Below are 17,415 nucleotides of genomic sequence, written 5' to 3' on the forward strand. Positions count from 1 at the left end.
TCAGTGGCTTCTAAAAATGGCATGGCGAGATGGAAAGGCAAGCAGTAGAAAGTTACTACTTTTTATAGCCTCCATCATTATGGGGATTGCAGCAGTTGTTTCCATACAGTCTTTTGGGGATAACCTTAAAAAAAATATTTCGGTACAATCCAAATCCCTTATGGGAGCCGATTTTATAGTGGATAGTAGAAATCCGCCAAATGAAAAAGTTTTAAGAATAATGGACTCCCTTGGGGGACCTGACGCCAAAGAAATAAACTTTCCTTCCATGGCCGCGTTTCCAAAATCGGGAACCTCTAAACTCGTCCAAGTTCGCGGTATTGAAGGTGGATTTCCATTTTATGGTGTTTTGGAGACGGTACCGGTTTCAGCCGCGAATAGTTATCAAGAGAAGGGTGCTGCTTTGGTGGATGCCACAGTTATGCTACAATATAACCTTCAAGCGGGGGATAGTATTAAAGTTGGTGAAGTAACCTTTCCTATTGCCGGTGCTTTAAAATCCATACCGGGGAGTTCTGGGTTGTTCAGTTCTATTGCTCCTCCAGTAGTAATTCCATATAGGTTTATCCAGGAAACAGGATTGATCCAGAAGGGCAGTAGGTTGGACTATGAATTTTATTTCGTGCAGCCGGATGCGGATCTTGAGGCTTTGGATAAAAAATTGGACCCGATCTTGGATGCCGAAGGTGCGGATTTGGATACCCATACTTCTACCAGTGCCAATCTGGGACGGAGATATGATAATTTTGGAAAATTCCTAAATCTGGTCGCTTTTATAGCCCTCCTTTTAGGCTGTATTGGGATTGCAAGTGCTATCAACATTTACATAAAGGAGAAATTACGATCAGTAGCCGTTTTAAAATGTATCGGGGCCACCAAAAGACAAACTTTTTTAATTTATTTATTACAAATTGGGGCGCTAGGACTACTGGGGGGAATTCTCGGCACTATAGTTGGCCTTATATTACAGCAGTTGTTTCCAATATTTTTAGGGGATTTGCTGCCTGTGGATGTGCAAATATCCCTGGCGCCAAAGGCAATAGCCATGGGCCTTTTATTGGGCCTCTTTATGTCCATTTTGTTTGCCCTTTACCCCTTAATGAGTACCCTATATGTTTCGCCTCTTCAGGCTTTAAGGGTACAGGAAGTGGACCGGTCAAGGTCTAAGAGAGGACTTGCGATGGTTGCTTTGGGAATTTTAGGCTTTTTATTTCTTTTTTCCTATTGGTTATTAAAGGATTGGAGATATTCTGTGTCATTTGTGGCCGGAATTTTGATAACCTTCGTTATACTGGCAGGTTTGACTGCATTGGCCATGAAAACCATAAAGAAATATTTTCCAACTTCCTGGGGTTTTACTGCCCGTCATAGTTTATTGAATCTTTTTAGACCACAGAACCAAACCTTAACCTTGGTACTGGCAATTGGTATAGGAACGTTTTTGATCAGCACCCTATATTTTACCAAGGATTTTTTGTTGGCCAAGACAGCTATGGGAACGGATGCCAATAGTCCCAATATGATTCTTTTGGATATTCAAACCGAGCAGAAAGAGGCGGTTGCCAATACCATTTTGCGAGATGGATATCCGGTATTGACCAATATCCCGATTATTACCATGAGGGTAAATAGCATACGGGGCAGGGAGGTAAACGACATCAGAAATGATACCACTTCTACCATAAATTCTTGGATATTGAACCATGAGTTCAGGGTAACCTTTAGGGATAGCCTAATTGCATCCGAGAAATTGGAATCTGGAGAATGGGTTTCCAAAGTAAGTTCGAAAGAAAAAATACCAATTTCCATTAGCGACAACTTTGCGAGGGATGCCAAGGTTGGGGTTGGGGACCAATTGACCTTTAATGTTCAAGGTGTAATTATGAATACCTTTGTTGCCAGTATTAGAACGGTGGATTGGGGCCGAATGCAACTAAATTTTTCCATAGTATTTCCTTTGGGAATTTTGGAAGATGCTCCTCAATTTACAGTACTTACGACCAGGGTACCTGATGAAATTGCGTCGGCATCACTTCAGAAGGAATTGGTAAAAGAATTTCCCAATGTGTCCATCCTGGATATAAGACAAATACTGGTTGTTATAGAAAACTTATTAAACAAAATTTCTTGGATTATTAATTTTATGGCCTTTTTTAGCATCCTTACCGGGATAATTGTGCTTTTGGGTGCAGTTAGGACCAGTAAATATCAACGGATACGTGAAAGTGTGCTTTTAAGGACAATTGGCGCCAAAAGCAAACAAATACTAAAAATAGTGGCCTTGGAGTATCTGTACTTGGGTATTTTAGGAGGTTTATCTGGAATTCTGCTGTCCTTAATAAGCAGTCAATTGCTGGCTTTGTTCGTATTCGAATCCCCTTTTACGCCATCTTTATTCCCATTTTTGGTGCTGTTCCCCGGAATTACCGTACTTGTTTTGCTAATTGGCCTTGGAAATAGCATAGGCGTTATAAAAAGTCCCCCTTTGGAAGTCCTGCGGAAGGAGGGTAGGTAGGCCGTACAATAGTACACTACTATGTTATTAAATTATAAATGTGACAAAGAAAGGCTAGTACTCTTTTATGTAGATATAAGGCTTACGAATTCAGATAAAGGGCACTTGCTTTATGCAGGTCCGTTTTAAAATCTTGTTCAATGGGCAAAAAATATTCAAGTTGCCATTTCTGAGTTTTTTGAGCTGTCTTGTTGGTAGGTCGTGACCAAGGGGGGTAAACACGAAAACCACGTTTTCCTGACTTTGTACCGTGTGATACAATTCCTTTTTCAATCAAAATGTTTTTTGGAAAAACAAATTGGCCCAGCTGTGATTCCTCACGGGAAGTAATTACAACAAGATCTACTTCATCGGATTCTTCTAAGGACGTTGTTTCCCCGTTTTCATTTCTTTTCCAAAGGGTAACGAATTGCCCAATTTTTTTTGGTGTGATTTTACTTCTTCTCGCTTTAATGTTTAGGGCATTCAATAGAAATGAAGTAGCCTCGTATTCTTTGCTCTCCTTATCCAATACAAAGTTTGATACTTTTAAGTCACATGGTCCATAGACTTCTTCAATAATAAGGGTGAAATCTGAATTTGATATATTCTTCATTTCCACAAATCTACTCCAAAATGTAAATAATTAAGCACTTAATAATCTGTATTAAATTATGTTGTCCGCCAATCTAAGCCTCTCGGCCTCCCAACCATGATCAATATATTCCCAGGTAAAATCATTTCCACTGACCTTAATTTTCACAAAGCCTTCCTTGGTATTGTGCCTTCTTCCCTTCCATCCGTTTCCGGCAATGGATCCACCAGTTAAAAAGTGAAATCGGTCATTGACGAATCCATATTCTTTCCAGTGAATATGCCCTTGTAAAACCAATTTTAAATTGTGTTTCTCCATTATTTTAAAAACATCCGAAGCATTATTGGCTGTTCTACTTCCTTCACCTCCATTTAATTGGGCGTAGGTACATATCATGGGAATGTGGGTAGTGATAACGATGGGCGTAGATTTATCCACTTTTTCAATATCCTGCTTTAACCATTCCAGTTGTTCTAGATGAAAGAAACCTTTATATCTTTTGTTGTCAGTTACATCCAAGGAATTTAAGGTGATAAAATGCCATCCTTTATGATCAAATGAGTAGTAGGTCTTCCCAAAATGCCTTTCCCACATACCATACTTATAATCGGGATGATCTGCAGATTCCGGGCTCTCTTCATATATTGCGAACAAGTCGTGATTTCCAATACAGTTATGGACCGGCATTTTAAATCCTTTACTCATGTCTTTGTACAACGAAAAAAGTGATTCACTTTGCTCGTAATTTCCACGCATGGTATCATAGACAAGGTCTCCACCTGTTATTACAAAGTCGGGGTTCAATTCATTTACCTTATCTATAGCCATTTGAAATCCTTTTGGCGCATTCATTTCAGGTTTTATATGAATGTCCGTTAAGAAAGCAAATTCAAATGAATCCTCATTTTCTACCTCTACTACCTTATCCTTTGATGGTTGACAGGAAATCTGCGTGAAGGGTAAAGCCACTGCAGCCAAACCCGATTGAAGCAAGAATTTCCTTCTACTATCCATTTTATTTTTCTTTTCCTCCATGACTTACTGTTTTATTAATTCGTCTTGGTTAATTATCCATATTTCTGAGACCTGAGACCCCCGTTCTCCTTCACCACAGGTCCATTCCAGCTCCAGAACACCATCCTGTAATGCTGCTGTTGGAATTTTAAATTCATAAATAGGTTGTACTCCGGTCGTAATAAAGTCGTGCACAAGTGTATTCTCCGCCGTCAATTTTATTTTTGAACGGAAACGGCCCGTATATGCCACTTTAATGACATAGGCACCATTGGGGTCCAAATCTTTATAGACCATCTTCAGGGGCTCATCATATAATGTGGTTACCTGATTCATCCAGGATAATGGTGTTGTATGTCCGTCAAATCCTATAGCCGTAATTTCGTGTACCCATTCCTCTCCTTTTAGACCAACCCCAAAACTGACCCTAGGAGATTTTAGACCTCCGGGGTCCTCTGCATAACTATGATTGGAAACTACCCGGTTCCAACTCCTAGGTGATCCAAAATTGTCATAATACCCTCCGGGACCGGGATTGTTCCTTGCCAATAATTGGTTTATAGCTACCAATTTTTCATGTTCGGTTCCATTTTTTTCAATAATTTCAAGTTGATCTATCAACCACATGCCATCATTCAATGGAACATCTATATTGTCAATAAAATTACCACGGCCACCTGCTGCAAAATGTTTCTCCACTGTCAATTGGGCACCAATACTTGCAAACAAATCATCGGCCAAGGCAAGGCATCTATTTTTCCATTCGGTCATAACGGGTTCCTTTTTTGCCTTATACAATATTTCCTTGGCTTCTTCCATAACCTTAATTGGGCCCAAACCTTTTGCTTTAGACAATATTTCTCGAGCTTGCTGTTCCAATTCGGTCTCATAAATTAATCTTCTATATTGGTAAGCATCAAAATAGGCTCTAATAAGTCCCATTTGAAATCGGAAATTACCTAGGACCTCCTTGGAAGCCTGTTTTTCCAAATTTTGCCACTGTTGCAAGCTTGTAATTACACCATCGTTGTTAAGAAGAGGACCCCGTAAATTGTTTTCCAAGGCCATTAATCCTTGGGATACGGTTTCGGTATATTTGGCTCCTATAAAATAGCGTGCATAATCACGCAAGGTTTCCATAACCGGGGTTTCTGGATCCCAATCCTGATCGCTCCAAACTATCTTATTTACATCGTCGTTGGTGCCTTCAGAATAACTAATGCTTCCCTGTGCATATTGGTCAAAGGCATTATGAATTAATTTCTGGTCTTGCGGCCGTGGGTTGATAGATTCTCTCCCCAAGGTTATGGCATAAGCCAAATCCCAATGGGGAATTGGGTATTGACTGCTTAAATTATGGGTGATATCTGGATATCGCCTTATAGGAATACCCGGATTAATGCGTTCCGTGATTTCTTTTATGGGAGTTTTTATCCACGGACCAAAGACAACCCCTCCAAGCCAAGAGTACTCTTTGTTAATATGCCCATAAAAAGCATCGAACCAGGCTTTGGTAGGTCTAAAAACCTGTGGGGAAACCCATATTTTGGCGTTAGGATGATATTCACGCAGCAGATTTGCTTCTATCTTCAGCCAATTAAACAATTCATCCGGTTCCAAATCCCCGGGATCTCCCCCTGGAACAAATAGGGCATCCAAACGGGGAATGGCTTTAAATACCTGACGTCGCTCTTCAATCTCCACTTTTAGAGAATCTGGATCGGTATAGTCCGAACCCATATTGGGATACCACATCCAAACATCCATACCATAGCGATCACATATCTTTGATTGCTCCGCAATCATTTGGATGGCAGGGATCTTCATATGAACGTTTGTGAAATCATCATCGGTACGTGGAGGCATTATTTCAATGCTATTGGCACCGAAAATGGCCATATCACGGATGTAGTCGTCAAATTGCTGAACAGAAAATGCATCATAAGCATTGGTTTTAGGTCTGTAACCCATTTGGTGGCCCCGGATAGAAAATTTAGGGGTGGACGATATGTTTACAACTTCAGGCAGTAAAATCTGCCCCGGATACATTTCCAATTTCCTCAAAAGTTTGCCAATTCCATATAATACTCCCCTTGAATCGTGGCCTACTACCAGGACCACATTAGCTTTGGGCAGGACTGCTATTTTATATCCCTCCTTATTGGTTGCGGGCATGGTTCCCAGGAGTTGTTGATATTCAATTGGGAATTTCTTTAATCCCTCCTCAAGTCCAATAACTATAAGGTTTTGTGATTGCCTAGAAAATTTGTTTTCCCTTCTCAATACAATTCCACTCCTTTTTTCTATTTCTTCCTTTAGTACGGATATGGCATTGATAACCAGGGGATCTTTTTTCTCGAGGCAGATAATTTTGGATTTACTCATATCTATCATTTGCCCAAAGAGCGTAGATGATAAAAGCCCGAGAAAACATAGTGAAATCAAAAATCGTTTAAAGATTATATTCATATAAATTATATTAATTCACTCATTACGAACTTATTTAATATTGGCAATCATCATTGCTCATATAGCCAATTCGTTATCCTCTGACAGGTTCCTGCCATCTCCCACGGCATCTTTTATAGTATTCATATCTTCGGAAAGTTTTTGACTAAAAAGTCGAAGATCGGAACTGTGCAGTACAATATTAGCTCCTTCCATAATCCATTTAATCTGGTAATTTGGGTGGGCGGGAAAATGTATACCGGCAGCAATACCTTTACTCCTTGCTTTAAGTATGATCTCCTTAACCGTCCTTTCAAAATCCGGATGATCGTATTGTTCCGGTAACCCCATATTTATGGAAAGATCATGTGGACCTATCACTATCCCGTCCAATCCAGGAACACTAAGAAGTTCATCCAATCGCTCGACCGCAATAGTACTCTCAATGTTTATTATACACAAACTGTCCTGGTTGAACTGCTCCAGATAGCTCTTCATTTCAACCGATAATTTTTCCTTTCCACTAAGTACATTTTGTAATCGCTCTCCTTTCAAAGGCCTGTATTTAGTTGCTCCCACCATTTGCTGTACTTGGGGTACACTCTCAATATAAGGCGCCAAGACACCTACCGCACCGGCATCCTTGGCCATACACGCGGCATAAGGGTCAGGACTGGGAATACGGACAATAGGGGACAAACCCTGAGCCGTATACACCTGGCACAGAAAAGTGAGTTCCGTTCTGTCCAAAGGAATATGTTCCGTATCCAAAAAAACAAAATCCAATCCACTGCCCTTTACGACCTTGGACCAAATAGGAGAGGTAGAAAGAATACAGGTACCGTAGATATTTTGGTTATCGCGCAATTTCTGTTTAAGGCTGTTTGGCATAAGTTGTTATTTAGTGTATACTCTAAATGCGAATCATATTAATTATTCACCACATTAATGGGTTTGCCTTTTAAAAAAGCTTCCAAATTTTCCAGGGCCGTAATCAACAATCTACTTCTGGATTCTTTTGGAGCCCAAGCGATGTGCGGTGTTATAATACAGTTTTCTGCTTTTAGCAACTCATTGTCCTTATCTATAGGTTCTTTGGAAACCACATCTAACGCTGCGCCGGCAATCTTGCCTGAATTCAAGGCCTCTTTTAGATCCTTTTCCACTATTAACTGTCCCCTTGAGGTATTTATGATCATGGCCCCGTCTTTCATTTTGGAAATGTTGGACGCGTTAATAATACCTTTGGTTTCCGGGGTAAGAGGGCAGTGTAGACTAATTACATCCGAGTTTCCCAAAAGTTCATCCATATCCACCTGTTTACAGGTGCTGGTCTCCAGTTCTGGCTTCATACTGCTACCTGCTGTCATAATATTCATCCCAAATGCTTGGGCCAATTTGGCTGTAGCCCGACCAATTCTCCCAAAACCTACAATTCCCATAGTTTTGCCGTCCAATTCTATGAGAGGATAGTTCCAGAAGCAAAAGTCCTTGCTTTTAGACCATGCTCCCCGTTTTACGGCGCGATTGTGTTCTCCTACATGATGACACATTTCCAAGAGCAAGGCCATTGTCATTTGTGCCACGGCCGTGGTTCCGTAGCTGGGCACGTTGGTAACTGCTATGCCCAATTCTTTGGCAGCAACAACATCAACTACATTGAACCCTGTAGCCAACACACCAATATATTTTAGCGCCGGGGCCTTTTTCAATACTTCCTTGGGCAGTGGTGTCTTGTTGGTGAAAATAATCTCTGCTTTGTCTATGGCTTCAATAATTTTATCATTGTCATATTCGGTTCTGTCGTGTACCGTAAGTTCTCCTATGTCCTTTAATTTCTCCCAACTCAGATCGCCAGGGTTTAAAGTATATCCATCCAAAATAACAATTTTCATATTCAAAATTTATTTACACCCTAATTGGTTATTAGAATTACACTAAGCTGAAATCACTGTCGTTTTTAAAAATAATATATTCAATGGAATTAGCCTTGTTTTTCATCGGGACACTACATTCAATATTTAAATGTTAAAATTAATTAAATAAAAGCAAAGTACTGAATTACAATATCTTATAAAATAAATATTAAAGAATTAATATTATTTGAGATCAGCACTTGTCTAGACCAAAGAACTATAATTTTCCAACTAACAATTGAAAATTTAGAATCCAATCCATCTGCTTCTACAAGTCATTTTTGTTCCTTCTTTTTCATCATTAATTAAAATAACCTAGTTCGATCCCTACTGGAGCACAAGGTGCTCCTTACAAATATAGCTTATATCAGATGCGTATTATAGCCTATATTTTATCGAATACAGATTATATTTTGACAATCAAAACATAAATAACTTCTTTACAATGCTTTCAACCTATATACTACTACCTCAGGTGGATAATTTGCACAATCCGTTAAGAAGTTCCAATTATTATTGGGAAGTTGATGAAAGTGAACAACGCAAATATTCAAATTAATTAGAAAGTAATTGGGGGTTTAGAGGATTTGAATGTTTTTTCTAATCTGTTTTTATGATATTAGGGGAATAATTAAAACCATATAATCAACTTAAAATCCTATGTTCTATGAAAAAGGTACTTATTTACATGTTTTTGTGGGTTTTGCCCATATGCGCTCATGGTCAAGTCACAGAGTACAAGACATTGGAAGATGTCTATTACTATGACACTCAAACTGAAGGTCAAACGGATTATATGAAACAGAAGTGTCTTATGGATGTCTACTACCAGGAAAGTAAAGCAAAGGTACCTGTGGTGGTTTGGTTTCATGGCGGAGGGTTAACAGCTGGCCAAAAGGAAATTCCATTAGCCCTTAAGAATAAAGGATTTTGCGTGATAGGAGTGGGGTATAGGCTTTCTCCCAATGTAAAAGCCGAAACCTGTATAGCGGATGCAACGGCGGCCATAGCTTGGGTATTTAAAAATATAGATCGCTATAATGGCGACATAAATCAGGTTTTTGTTTCTGGCCATTCGGCAGGCGGGTACTTGGCCTTAATGTCCGTCATGGACAAAAGTTGGCTAAAGAAATACAATATTGATTCCGATAGGGTGGCTGGCCTAGTTCCTTTTAGTGGTCATACCATAACCCATTTTACAATAAGAAAAGAACAAGGTATACCCGGAGAGCAGCCTATAATAGATAAATGGGCACCATTATTCCATGTACGTAAAATGGCACCTCCAACATTGCTGATCACAGGGGACCGTGAAAAAGAGATGCTGGGCCGTTATGAAGAGAATGCCTATTTCCATAGAATGATGAAGGTTGTTGGACACCAAGATATTACTCTTTATGAAATGGACGGCTATGGACACAATATGACCGAACCGGCCTTTCCCTTGTTGGTGGATTTTGTAAGTTTAAGATCCAGGGCGGACTAGATGGATTTAGCATTTCTGGAATTTTGTGCATGGATTATTTGTAACAAACATCCAAAGGGTTGGCTTATTGGAAGCAAACTTTATAATGGTCAATATATAATATGTATCAGGTGAAATTTAGGCTATAAAACCCGTGTCATATACGCTATATTTGTAAAGCGAGCAGCAAATTTATTAAAAATATCAAACTGAAGATATAATGAATATCGTAATTGCCCCGGATTCTTTTAAGGAATGTTTATCTGCCAGAGAAGTGGCGGCTAACATTGCCATAGGGGTGCGAAAAGTAATGCCGGCCGCCAAAATCCATGAAATCCCGATTTCCGATGGTGGGGAAGGGGTGTTGGAAGCAATTTTGACAGGTGCGGGAGGAACAAGGGTTTCCGTTTCAGTAAGGGACCCCCTTATGCGAAAAATTCTGGCTGAATACGGGATTTTGAAAGATAAGAAAACTGCGGTCATTGAGATGGCCAAAGCCACCGGATTGGAATTGCTAAAAGAAGATGAAAAAAACCCCTTAATAACTTCCACTTATGGTACTGGGCAATTAATAAAGGATGCACTGGAAAGTGGATGTAATAAAATTATTATTGGTATAGGAGGAAGTGCCACCAATGATGGGGGAGCAGGTATGATTAGGGCTTTGGGTGCAAAGTTTTTGAATGATAAAGGTGAGGAGATTAAAGACGGAGGAGGCAGCCTAAATGAGTTACACACAATTGATTTATCCAATTTTGACAAAAGAATTCAATATTGTGAGGTGATCGTTGCCTGTGATGTTTCCAATCCCTTAACCGGTTTAAACGGTGCTTCCATGGTATATGGGGGTCAAAAAGGGGGAAATAGTGAGGACTTGGAATTATTGGATAGTAATCTGGCCCATTATGCCCAAATAATTAAGGCCACGGTGGGTATAGATATCTCTGACATTCCCGGATCAGGAGCCGCTGGAGGTACCGGTGGGGGACTTATGGCTTTTTTGAAGGGCCATTTGGTAAAGGGGATAGGATTAATTTTGGAAACTCTAAGAATTGAGGAATATATAAAACAGGCCGATCTAGTGTTCACGGGAGAAGGTAAAATTGATGATCAAACCTTGCAAGGCAAAACGATTTCAGGGATAGCGAAGATGGCAAAAAAATATGATGTTCCCGTAATTGTGATTACTGGAAAAATTGGGGATAATATAGACGGTATTTACAACATTGGAGTAAGCGCAGTATATTCCATTGTTAATCAGCCTATGGAATTAAAGCAAGCCATTGGGCAGGCTCCAAAGCTTATTCAGGATTGTGCCAAAAATATAATGTCCACCATTATTTGTTTCAATAAATCCTGAGCCATATACACAAGAAATAGGAATGAGTGTAAAATCAAATAGTCAATTGCCAGAGGTAGGAAGTATAGTTATGGTAGGGTGCTTCGATACCAAGGAAGAAAATTTTGCTTATCTGTATACCTCTTTAATACAATTAGGATCTAGCGTAATTACCATTAATACGGGGGTAATGGGCTCTACAAAACTGTTTCCCGTACATTTTGAGGCAGAAAAGGTGGCTATGAGAGGTGGAACTCCCCTAACTAGGCTACGTGACCTAAACGATCGCGGTAGGGCTATAGAAGTTATGGGAAATGGTGCAGCTATTGTAATAGCAGATCTTTTTGTACGGAAAAAAGTTAAAGCCATCATAGGCATGGGAGGCGGTGGAGGAACTTTTATTGCTCTTAAAGCTATGCAAACATTACCTTTCGGAATTCCAAAACTATGTATAAGCACTTTGGCAACGAAAGATTTATCTGCACATATCGGGAGTAAGGACATTACTTTAATGCCTTCAATAGTAGATGTAGCCGGACTTAATAGTATTAGTAAGGTAGTTATACGTCAGGGTGCTGCCGCTATTGTAGGTATGATGAAAGCCTCGGTACAGGTTAATGAAAGAGGGGACCAATCCATAGCTATTAGCGTTTTTGGCAATACCACCATATGCGTGGACAAATGTTCGGAATTATTGAAAGACAAAGGCTATGAGGTTTTGGCATTTCATTCCGTTGGGGTTGGTGGACAGACCATGGAAGGGTTAACTTTGGATGGCTGTTTTGATGCTATATTGGACATTACCACTACTGAAATGGCCGATGAACTTTGCGGGGGAATATGTAGTGCTGGACCAGACCGATTGACGGCCGCATCCAAAATGGGAATCCCCCAGGTTATAGTCCCAGGGTGTTTGGATATGGTAAATTTTGGACCCTTGAATACTGTTCCGGCTAAATATAGGGACCGCCAATTATTCAGTTGGGCACCGGATGTAACCCTTATGCGTACCAATGAAGAAGAGAACAGAATTCTAGGGAAAACTATTGCCGAAAAACTTAATAAATCCAAGGCTCCGGTTACCGTAATACTTCCCTTGGGAGGATTATCCAAAATTGGAGGAATCGGCGAAGTCTTTTACAATCCTAAAATAGATCGGGAACTGTTTCGTTCCCTTAAAAAGTATCTAAATGGAAATATTAAAATTGTAGAAGTCGATTCAAATATCAATACCGAAGATTTTGCTGAAAAAGCTGTAAAATGCTTACTGGAATTGATAAAAAAATCCTGATGTCATAAAATATCAATTGAAAAACAGCAATTAAATATTTAAACAAAAATCAACTAATCAATACAAAAAGAAAATTATGCCAAATCCATGGACAGGGAAAGGAAACCCCTACACAAAACAAGAAGTCAGAGATAGGTTACAAGCAGTAGTAAATCAAAAAAAGGCAATTATTGCTGCTGGTGCCGGAACAGGAATCAGTGCTAAATTTATTGAAAAAGGAGGGGCCGATTTAATCATTATTTATAACTCTGGTAGGTTTAGAATGTCCGGACACGGTTCAACAGCCGGTATGATGGCCTATGGGGATGCCAACGCCGTGGCTATGGAAATAGGCGAGTTTGAGGTACTTCCTGTAGTGGAGGAAATTCCGGTAATATGTGGGGTTCACGGTAGCGACCCGAGAAGACGAATGTGGCACTTTCTGGGAAAAGTGAAGGATATGGGGTTCTCCGGAGTGAATAATTTTCCGACCCATTCCATTATAGATGGTCATTTTAGACGGGTACTTGAAGAAACGGGAATGAGTTTTCAAAAAGAAGTGGATATGGTAGATTTGGCCACCAAAATGGACTTGTTCTCCGTGGTCTATGTGGGTAAACCAGAAGAGGCCATACAAATGGCCGATGTAGGCGCCGATGCCATAATTGCCCATGTGGGGACAACGGTCGGTGGATCCATTGGGGTTACTAATGCTTCGGCATCCATGGATGATGCCCTGGAACGCACACAACGCATTGTTGATGCCGTGAAAAAATCCAATCCCGACACCTTTCTTCTTGCCCATGGCGGACCGATCAACACGCCAGCAGACGTAAAATACGTTTTGGAACATTGTAAAGGGCTGCATGGTTTTGTAGGAGCCTCGTCCTTGGAAAGAATGGGAATAGAACAATCCCTGACCAATCTGACCAAGGAGTTTAAAGCATTAACCCTTTAATGTCACTATGCTAAGGAATTGGAAATTTGTCAAGGAAAAAGATGTCATGTTCGAAAAGGCCTTTGGTCGGGTACATCATTGGCATTATCATCCCGAAATTATAAAACAGGCCGACTCCTATATGGTAAAAGTGGTGATGCCGGAAGGAGGGGGGCATAATTTTCACGTTCATCCAGAAATGCATGAAATCCTTTATGTGTTAAAAGGTACGGCGGAACAATGGATAGAGGATGAGATGCAAATTTTGGAGGAAGGCGATTCGGTCTATATCGGGGCCAATGTTGCACATGGCACCTTTAACGCCGGAAAAGGCGAATTGGAATTTTTGGCCATCCTGTCACCGCCGGAAGGCTGGGAAGCAGGAACGGTGGACGTAAGTGAAAATGCTCCCTATTCGGAGTATCGTCCAAGAATTTGATGGGTATTACATTCTGCTTATAAAAAAGCAATTGGTTCATAATTGATCCTACTGACTAATAAAATTAAAATTTTAAAAATGAAAAATATAACTGCTTTCCTTTCCTTACTGATCTGTGGAATGGTCCTTTTATCCAGCTGTTCCGGAGAAAAATCTCCCCCACCTCCCTTGACCTATACCGGAGAGAACCCTAAGGTCCAGAACCCTTTAAGCCCTGAAGATTCCCAGAAACACATTCAACTTCCCGAGGGTTTTAGCGCTAAATTATTTGCAGCGGAACCCAATATAATAAATCCCATAGCCTTTACCTGGGATGAAAGGGGAAGACTTTGGGTGGTGCAGTCCAAGGATTATCCACATGGCCTGGGCAATGATGTTGGGGGCGATAGGATCACTATCTGCGAAGACACCAATGGGGATGGTAGGGCAGATACCTTTACGGATTTCGCCACCGAACAAAAGTTAACCACCGGAATTACCTTGGTAAAGGGCGGGGCCATTGTGGCCCAAGCTCCCAATATGGTACTTTTGGAAGATACCGACGGAGACGACAAAATGGACAAGAGCAGCGTTTTGTTCGAAGGATTCGGAACCTTTGATACCCATGCCGGACCCTCCAATCTGCGCTACGGAGTGGACAATATGATTTGGGGATCCGTAGGATATTCCGGGTTTGAAAATCAGTTTCAGGGAAAACCTGTCGAATTTAAAATGGGTGTCTACAAATTTGCCAAGGACGGTTCCTATTTTGAACCCGTGGGCCAATTCAACAACAATACCTGGGGCCTTGGTTTTAACGAAAATTTTGAAATATTTGGATCTACGGCCAACAACAACCACTGTTGTTATGTTGGGATTCCTTTAAAACATTACGATTATTTAAATAAACTGCCCTCATGGGCGGTCAATGCCGATTTTATTCAAGGACACTATGAAATTACTCCGGTAGATTCCATTCCATTGCAACAGGTAGATGTTCGTGGAGGGTATACCGCAGCCGCGGGTGCCAATTTCTATACTGCGCGAAACTATCCGGAAGAATATAGGAATCAAATGTATGTTTCAGAACCTACCGGCCATTTGGTGCATATTGCAAAAATAGTCAAGGATGGGGCAGGGTACAAGGAAATTGATGGCGGCAATATTTTTGCCAGTACAGATGCCTGGACTGCTCCTGTTTTCGCTGAAACAGGTCCAGATGGAAATATATGGGTCGCGGACTGGTACAATCCGGTGATTCAGCATAACCCGGATAAGCGTGGGATGGACAATCAAATTTGGAACGCCGATAAAGGTGAAGGGAATGCCCATAAGAATCAGTTACGGGATTATGGACATGGTAGAATATATGTAATTACACACGAGGACGGAGATGATTCAGATATAACATCATTAAACCCCAATGATGATGAAAAGCTATTGGAGGCTTTGCAAAGCGACAATATGTTTTGGCGAACTACTGCACAACGTTTAATAGTTGAAAATAAGAAAGTATCCCTAATCCCGGATTTGATCAAATTGGCAGGAGACAATAACAATATTGATAAAAGTGGTCTAAATGCCGGGGCACTACATGCTTTGTGGACCTTGAGCGGCCTAGGCGCACTTAACGGTACCAATGCCCTTGCCGACGAAGTGGTTGTTAATGCGTTGACCAGTAGTTCCTATGGGGTAAAAAGGGCGGCATTGGCTTTAATGCCTTTATCTAAGGAAAGTAGTGAGAGTTTGGCCCAATCGGGACTCTTAAACAATTCCGACCCACAGATTAAATTAGCTGCGGTGTTAAAGGCAGGGCAATTGCCGGAATCCAATACACTATATGCGGAAATCGAAAAAATTGCCCAAGACGATTCCAGTACTTCGGATAAATGGATCAATGCAGCACTAAAAATTTATTATAGGGAATCCAACTACGAGGCGGTAGAACCGTCCTCCGTAGTTATGCTGTTACCCTCGGCAGAAGAAGAAAAATCCATTTGGAATTATACCAATGAAAAACCTTCCGATAACTGGATGAAAGCCGAATTCAATGATTCAGGATGGAAGAAGGGAACTGCCAAGTTCGGAGGAGATAATATGAAGAACGTGAATACCAAATGGAGCAGCTCCGATATCTGGATGCGCCAAGCGGTGGTTATTACAGATGAAATTATTGAACCAGTGGTCAAGATTGCCCATGACGATGATTATGAAATTTATGTCAATGGACAACTTTTGATAGCTGAAGCGGGTTCCAGTGAGTCTTATAAATACATAAAGTTGGATAGTGAAAAGGGTCAATTATTCAAAAAAGGAAAAAATATTATTGCTGTTCACTGTGTAAATACTGGAGGAAATCAACATATTGATATGGGAATAGGCAAGGTCGGAAAAATAAAGGCCGATGTCACATTTGTCCTCAATACCGTTGATCAGGAAATGGCCTATGATAAGACAACACTTCATGCCACGGCCGGTCAGACCGTAGAAATAGTTTTAAAAAACAAAGATCAGATGTCCCATAATTTAGTGGTCATCCAACCCGGTAGTTTGGATACCTTTGGGGCCATGGTAGATGGATTTTTAAAGAATCCGGAAGCAGAAAAAATGGGTTATGTTCCTAAATCAAGATATGTATTGGGAGCCACGGATATGTTGACGCCTGGTGTTACAGGATCCGTAGTGTTCAAACTTCCTGACACTCCAGGTATTTATCCCTATGTCTGTACTTTTCCTGGGCATTGGCGTATGATGCAGGGGGTTATCATTGTATCCGCTCCTGGATCCTATATTTCTGAAAATAAGGACGCCCAAAAAATTTCGGTCATGGGCGGAGGTGGTTCCCATGACTTCCTAAAGTTCTTTGGTATTGCGGATGGTGCAATCCTTAGTGATGGTGGAAAAAACACAGTGACCTACACAGAGAATCCTATGGAATTGGGAACCTTGCTTTCATCTACTGATATACTTTTCTTAAGTAACAACAAACCTTTGGACATGAACACCAAAGCTGCCATCATGTCCAGAGTAAACGCCGGTAAAATGAATATGCTTATCTATCACCCCAGTACTTGGTACAATTGGGAAGATTGGCCGGAATATAACAAAACATTGGTAGGGGGCGGATCTAGGTCCCATGAAGATCTTCAGGAGTTTGAAGTAAGGGTCCTAAAGCCCGATCATCCCATAATGAAAGGGGTTCCTTCCAAATTCAGAATTGTTGACGAATTATACCGTTGGGAAAAAGACCCAGGGGCGGATATAGAGGTATTGGCAGTAGGCAGAGGCTTAAAATCAGGGAAAGAATACCCCACGGTTTGGGTCGTAAAACATCCAACTTCGAAAATTGTTGGTAATACTTTAGGGCACGATGAAAGGGCCCACGGATTAAAAGCCTACAAGACCATCCTAAGAAATAGCGCAGATTGGGTAACGAAGAAGTAAATGAATTTTATTGTACGACAGCAAGCTTTTAAGCTGAAAGGTATATTCCCTATTACATTTGAATACAAGCAAAGT

General features: G+C 40.7%; 12 protein-coding genes. 7 read left to right on the plus strand and 5 right to left on the minus strand.

Going from position 1 to position 17,415, the window contains the following annotated elements; genetic code table 11:
- Positions 1–16: 16 nt before the first annotated feature.
- Entirely contained in the window at positions 17–2,515 is a 2,499-nt protein-coding gene (locus CWD91_RS15960; protein ID WP_103441995.1) for an ABC transporter permease, read from the plus strand.
- Between the two features lie 82 nt (positions 2,516–2,597).
- On the opposite strand, the gene CWD91_RS15965 is transcribed toward CWD91_RS15960, so the two are convergent.
- From CWD91_RS15965 to CWD91_RS15985, 5 genes are all read right to left on the minus strand, one after another.
- On the minus strand, positions 2,598–3,110 hold the full coding sequence (locus tag CWD91_RS15965) for a MepB family protein (protein WP_103441963.1): 513 nt from the start codon (positions 3,108–3,110) through the stop codon (positions 2,598–2,600).
- A 51-nt stretch (positions 3,111–3,161) separates the two neighbouring features.
- Complete coding sequence (locus tag CWD91_RS15970) at positions 3,162–4,124, minus strand: metallophosphoesterase family protein (protein WP_103441964.1); 963 nt, start codon at positions 4,122–4,124, stop codon at positions 3,162–3,164.
- A gap of 3 nt (positions 4,125–4,127) precedes the next feature.
- Positions 4,128–6,488 (minus strand): hypothetical protein, encoded by a 2,361-nt coding sequence (locus tag CWD91_RS15975; protein ID WP_205164649.1) that lies wholly within the window; start codon positions 6,486–6,488, stop codon positions 4,128–4,130.
- Between the two features lie 141 nt (positions 6,489–6,629).
- The gene (locus CWD91_RS15980; protein WP_103441965.1) at positions 6,630–7,442 is read right to left on the minus strand and encodes an HpcH/HpaI aldolase family protein; all 813 of its coding nucleotides are present in this window, start codon (positions 7,440–7,442) and stop codon (positions 6,630–6,632) included.
- Between the two features lie 38 nt (positions 7,443–7,480).
- Positions 7,481–8,446: a D-2-hydroxyacid dehydrogenase gene (locus CWD91_RS15985; protein ID WP_103441966.1), complete on the minus strand. Its 966-nt coding sequence runs from the start codon at positions 8,444–8,446 to the stop codon at positions 7,481–7,483.
- A gap of 688 nt (positions 8,447–9,134) precedes the next feature.
- On the opposite strand from CWD91_RS15985, the gene CWD91_RS15990 reads away from it, so the two are divergent.
- From CWD91_RS15990 to CWD91_RS16015, 6 genes are all read left to right on the plus strand, one after another.
- A complete protein-coding gene (locus CWD91_RS15990) occupies positions 9,135–9,953 on the plus strand; it encodes an alpha/beta hydrolase (RefSeq protein ID WP_103441967.1) in 819 nt (272 codons plus the stop codon).
- Positions 9,954–10,152: 199 nt separating this feature from the next.
- Entirely contained in the window at positions 10,153–11,292 is a 1,140-nt protein-coding gene (locus CWD91_RS15995) for a glycerate kinase (protein WP_103441968.1), read from the plus strand.
- A gap of 22 nt (positions 11,293–11,314) precedes the next feature.
- Positions 11,315–12,562, plus strand: a complete 1,248-nt coding sequence (locus tag CWD91_RS16000; protein WP_103441969.1) for a Tm-1-like ATP-binding domain-containing protein — start codon at positions 11,315–11,317, stop codon at positions 12,560–12,562.
- Positions 12,563–12,638: 76 nt separating this feature from the next.
- On the plus strand, positions 12,639–13,499 hold the full coding sequence (locus tag CWD91_RS16005) for a phosphoenolpyruvate hydrolase family protein (protein WP_103441970.1): 861 nt from the start codon (positions 12,639–12,641) through the stop codon (positions 13,497–13,499).
- A 7-nt stretch (positions 13,500–13,506) separates the two neighbouring features.
- Positions 13,507–13,917 (plus strand): cupin domain-containing protein, encoded by a 411-nt coding sequence (locus CWD91_RS16010; protein WP_103441971.1) that lies wholly within the window; start codon positions 13,507–13,509, stop codon positions 13,915–13,917.
- 78 nt (positions 13,918–13,995) lie between these two features.
- Positions 13,996–17,340, plus strand: coding sequence for a PVC-type heme-binding CxxCH protein (locus tag CWD91_RS16015; protein WP_103441972.1), 3,345 nt, complete (start codon positions 13,996–13,998; stop codon positions 17,338–17,340).
- Positions 17,341–17,415 lie beyond the last annotated feature (75 nt).

The organism is Arenibacter hampyeongensis (assembly GCF_002909255.1).
Taxonomy (GTDB): domain Bacteria; phylum Bacteroidota; class Bacteroidia; order Flavobacteriales; family Flavobacteriaceae; genus Arenibacter; species Arenibacter hampyeongensis.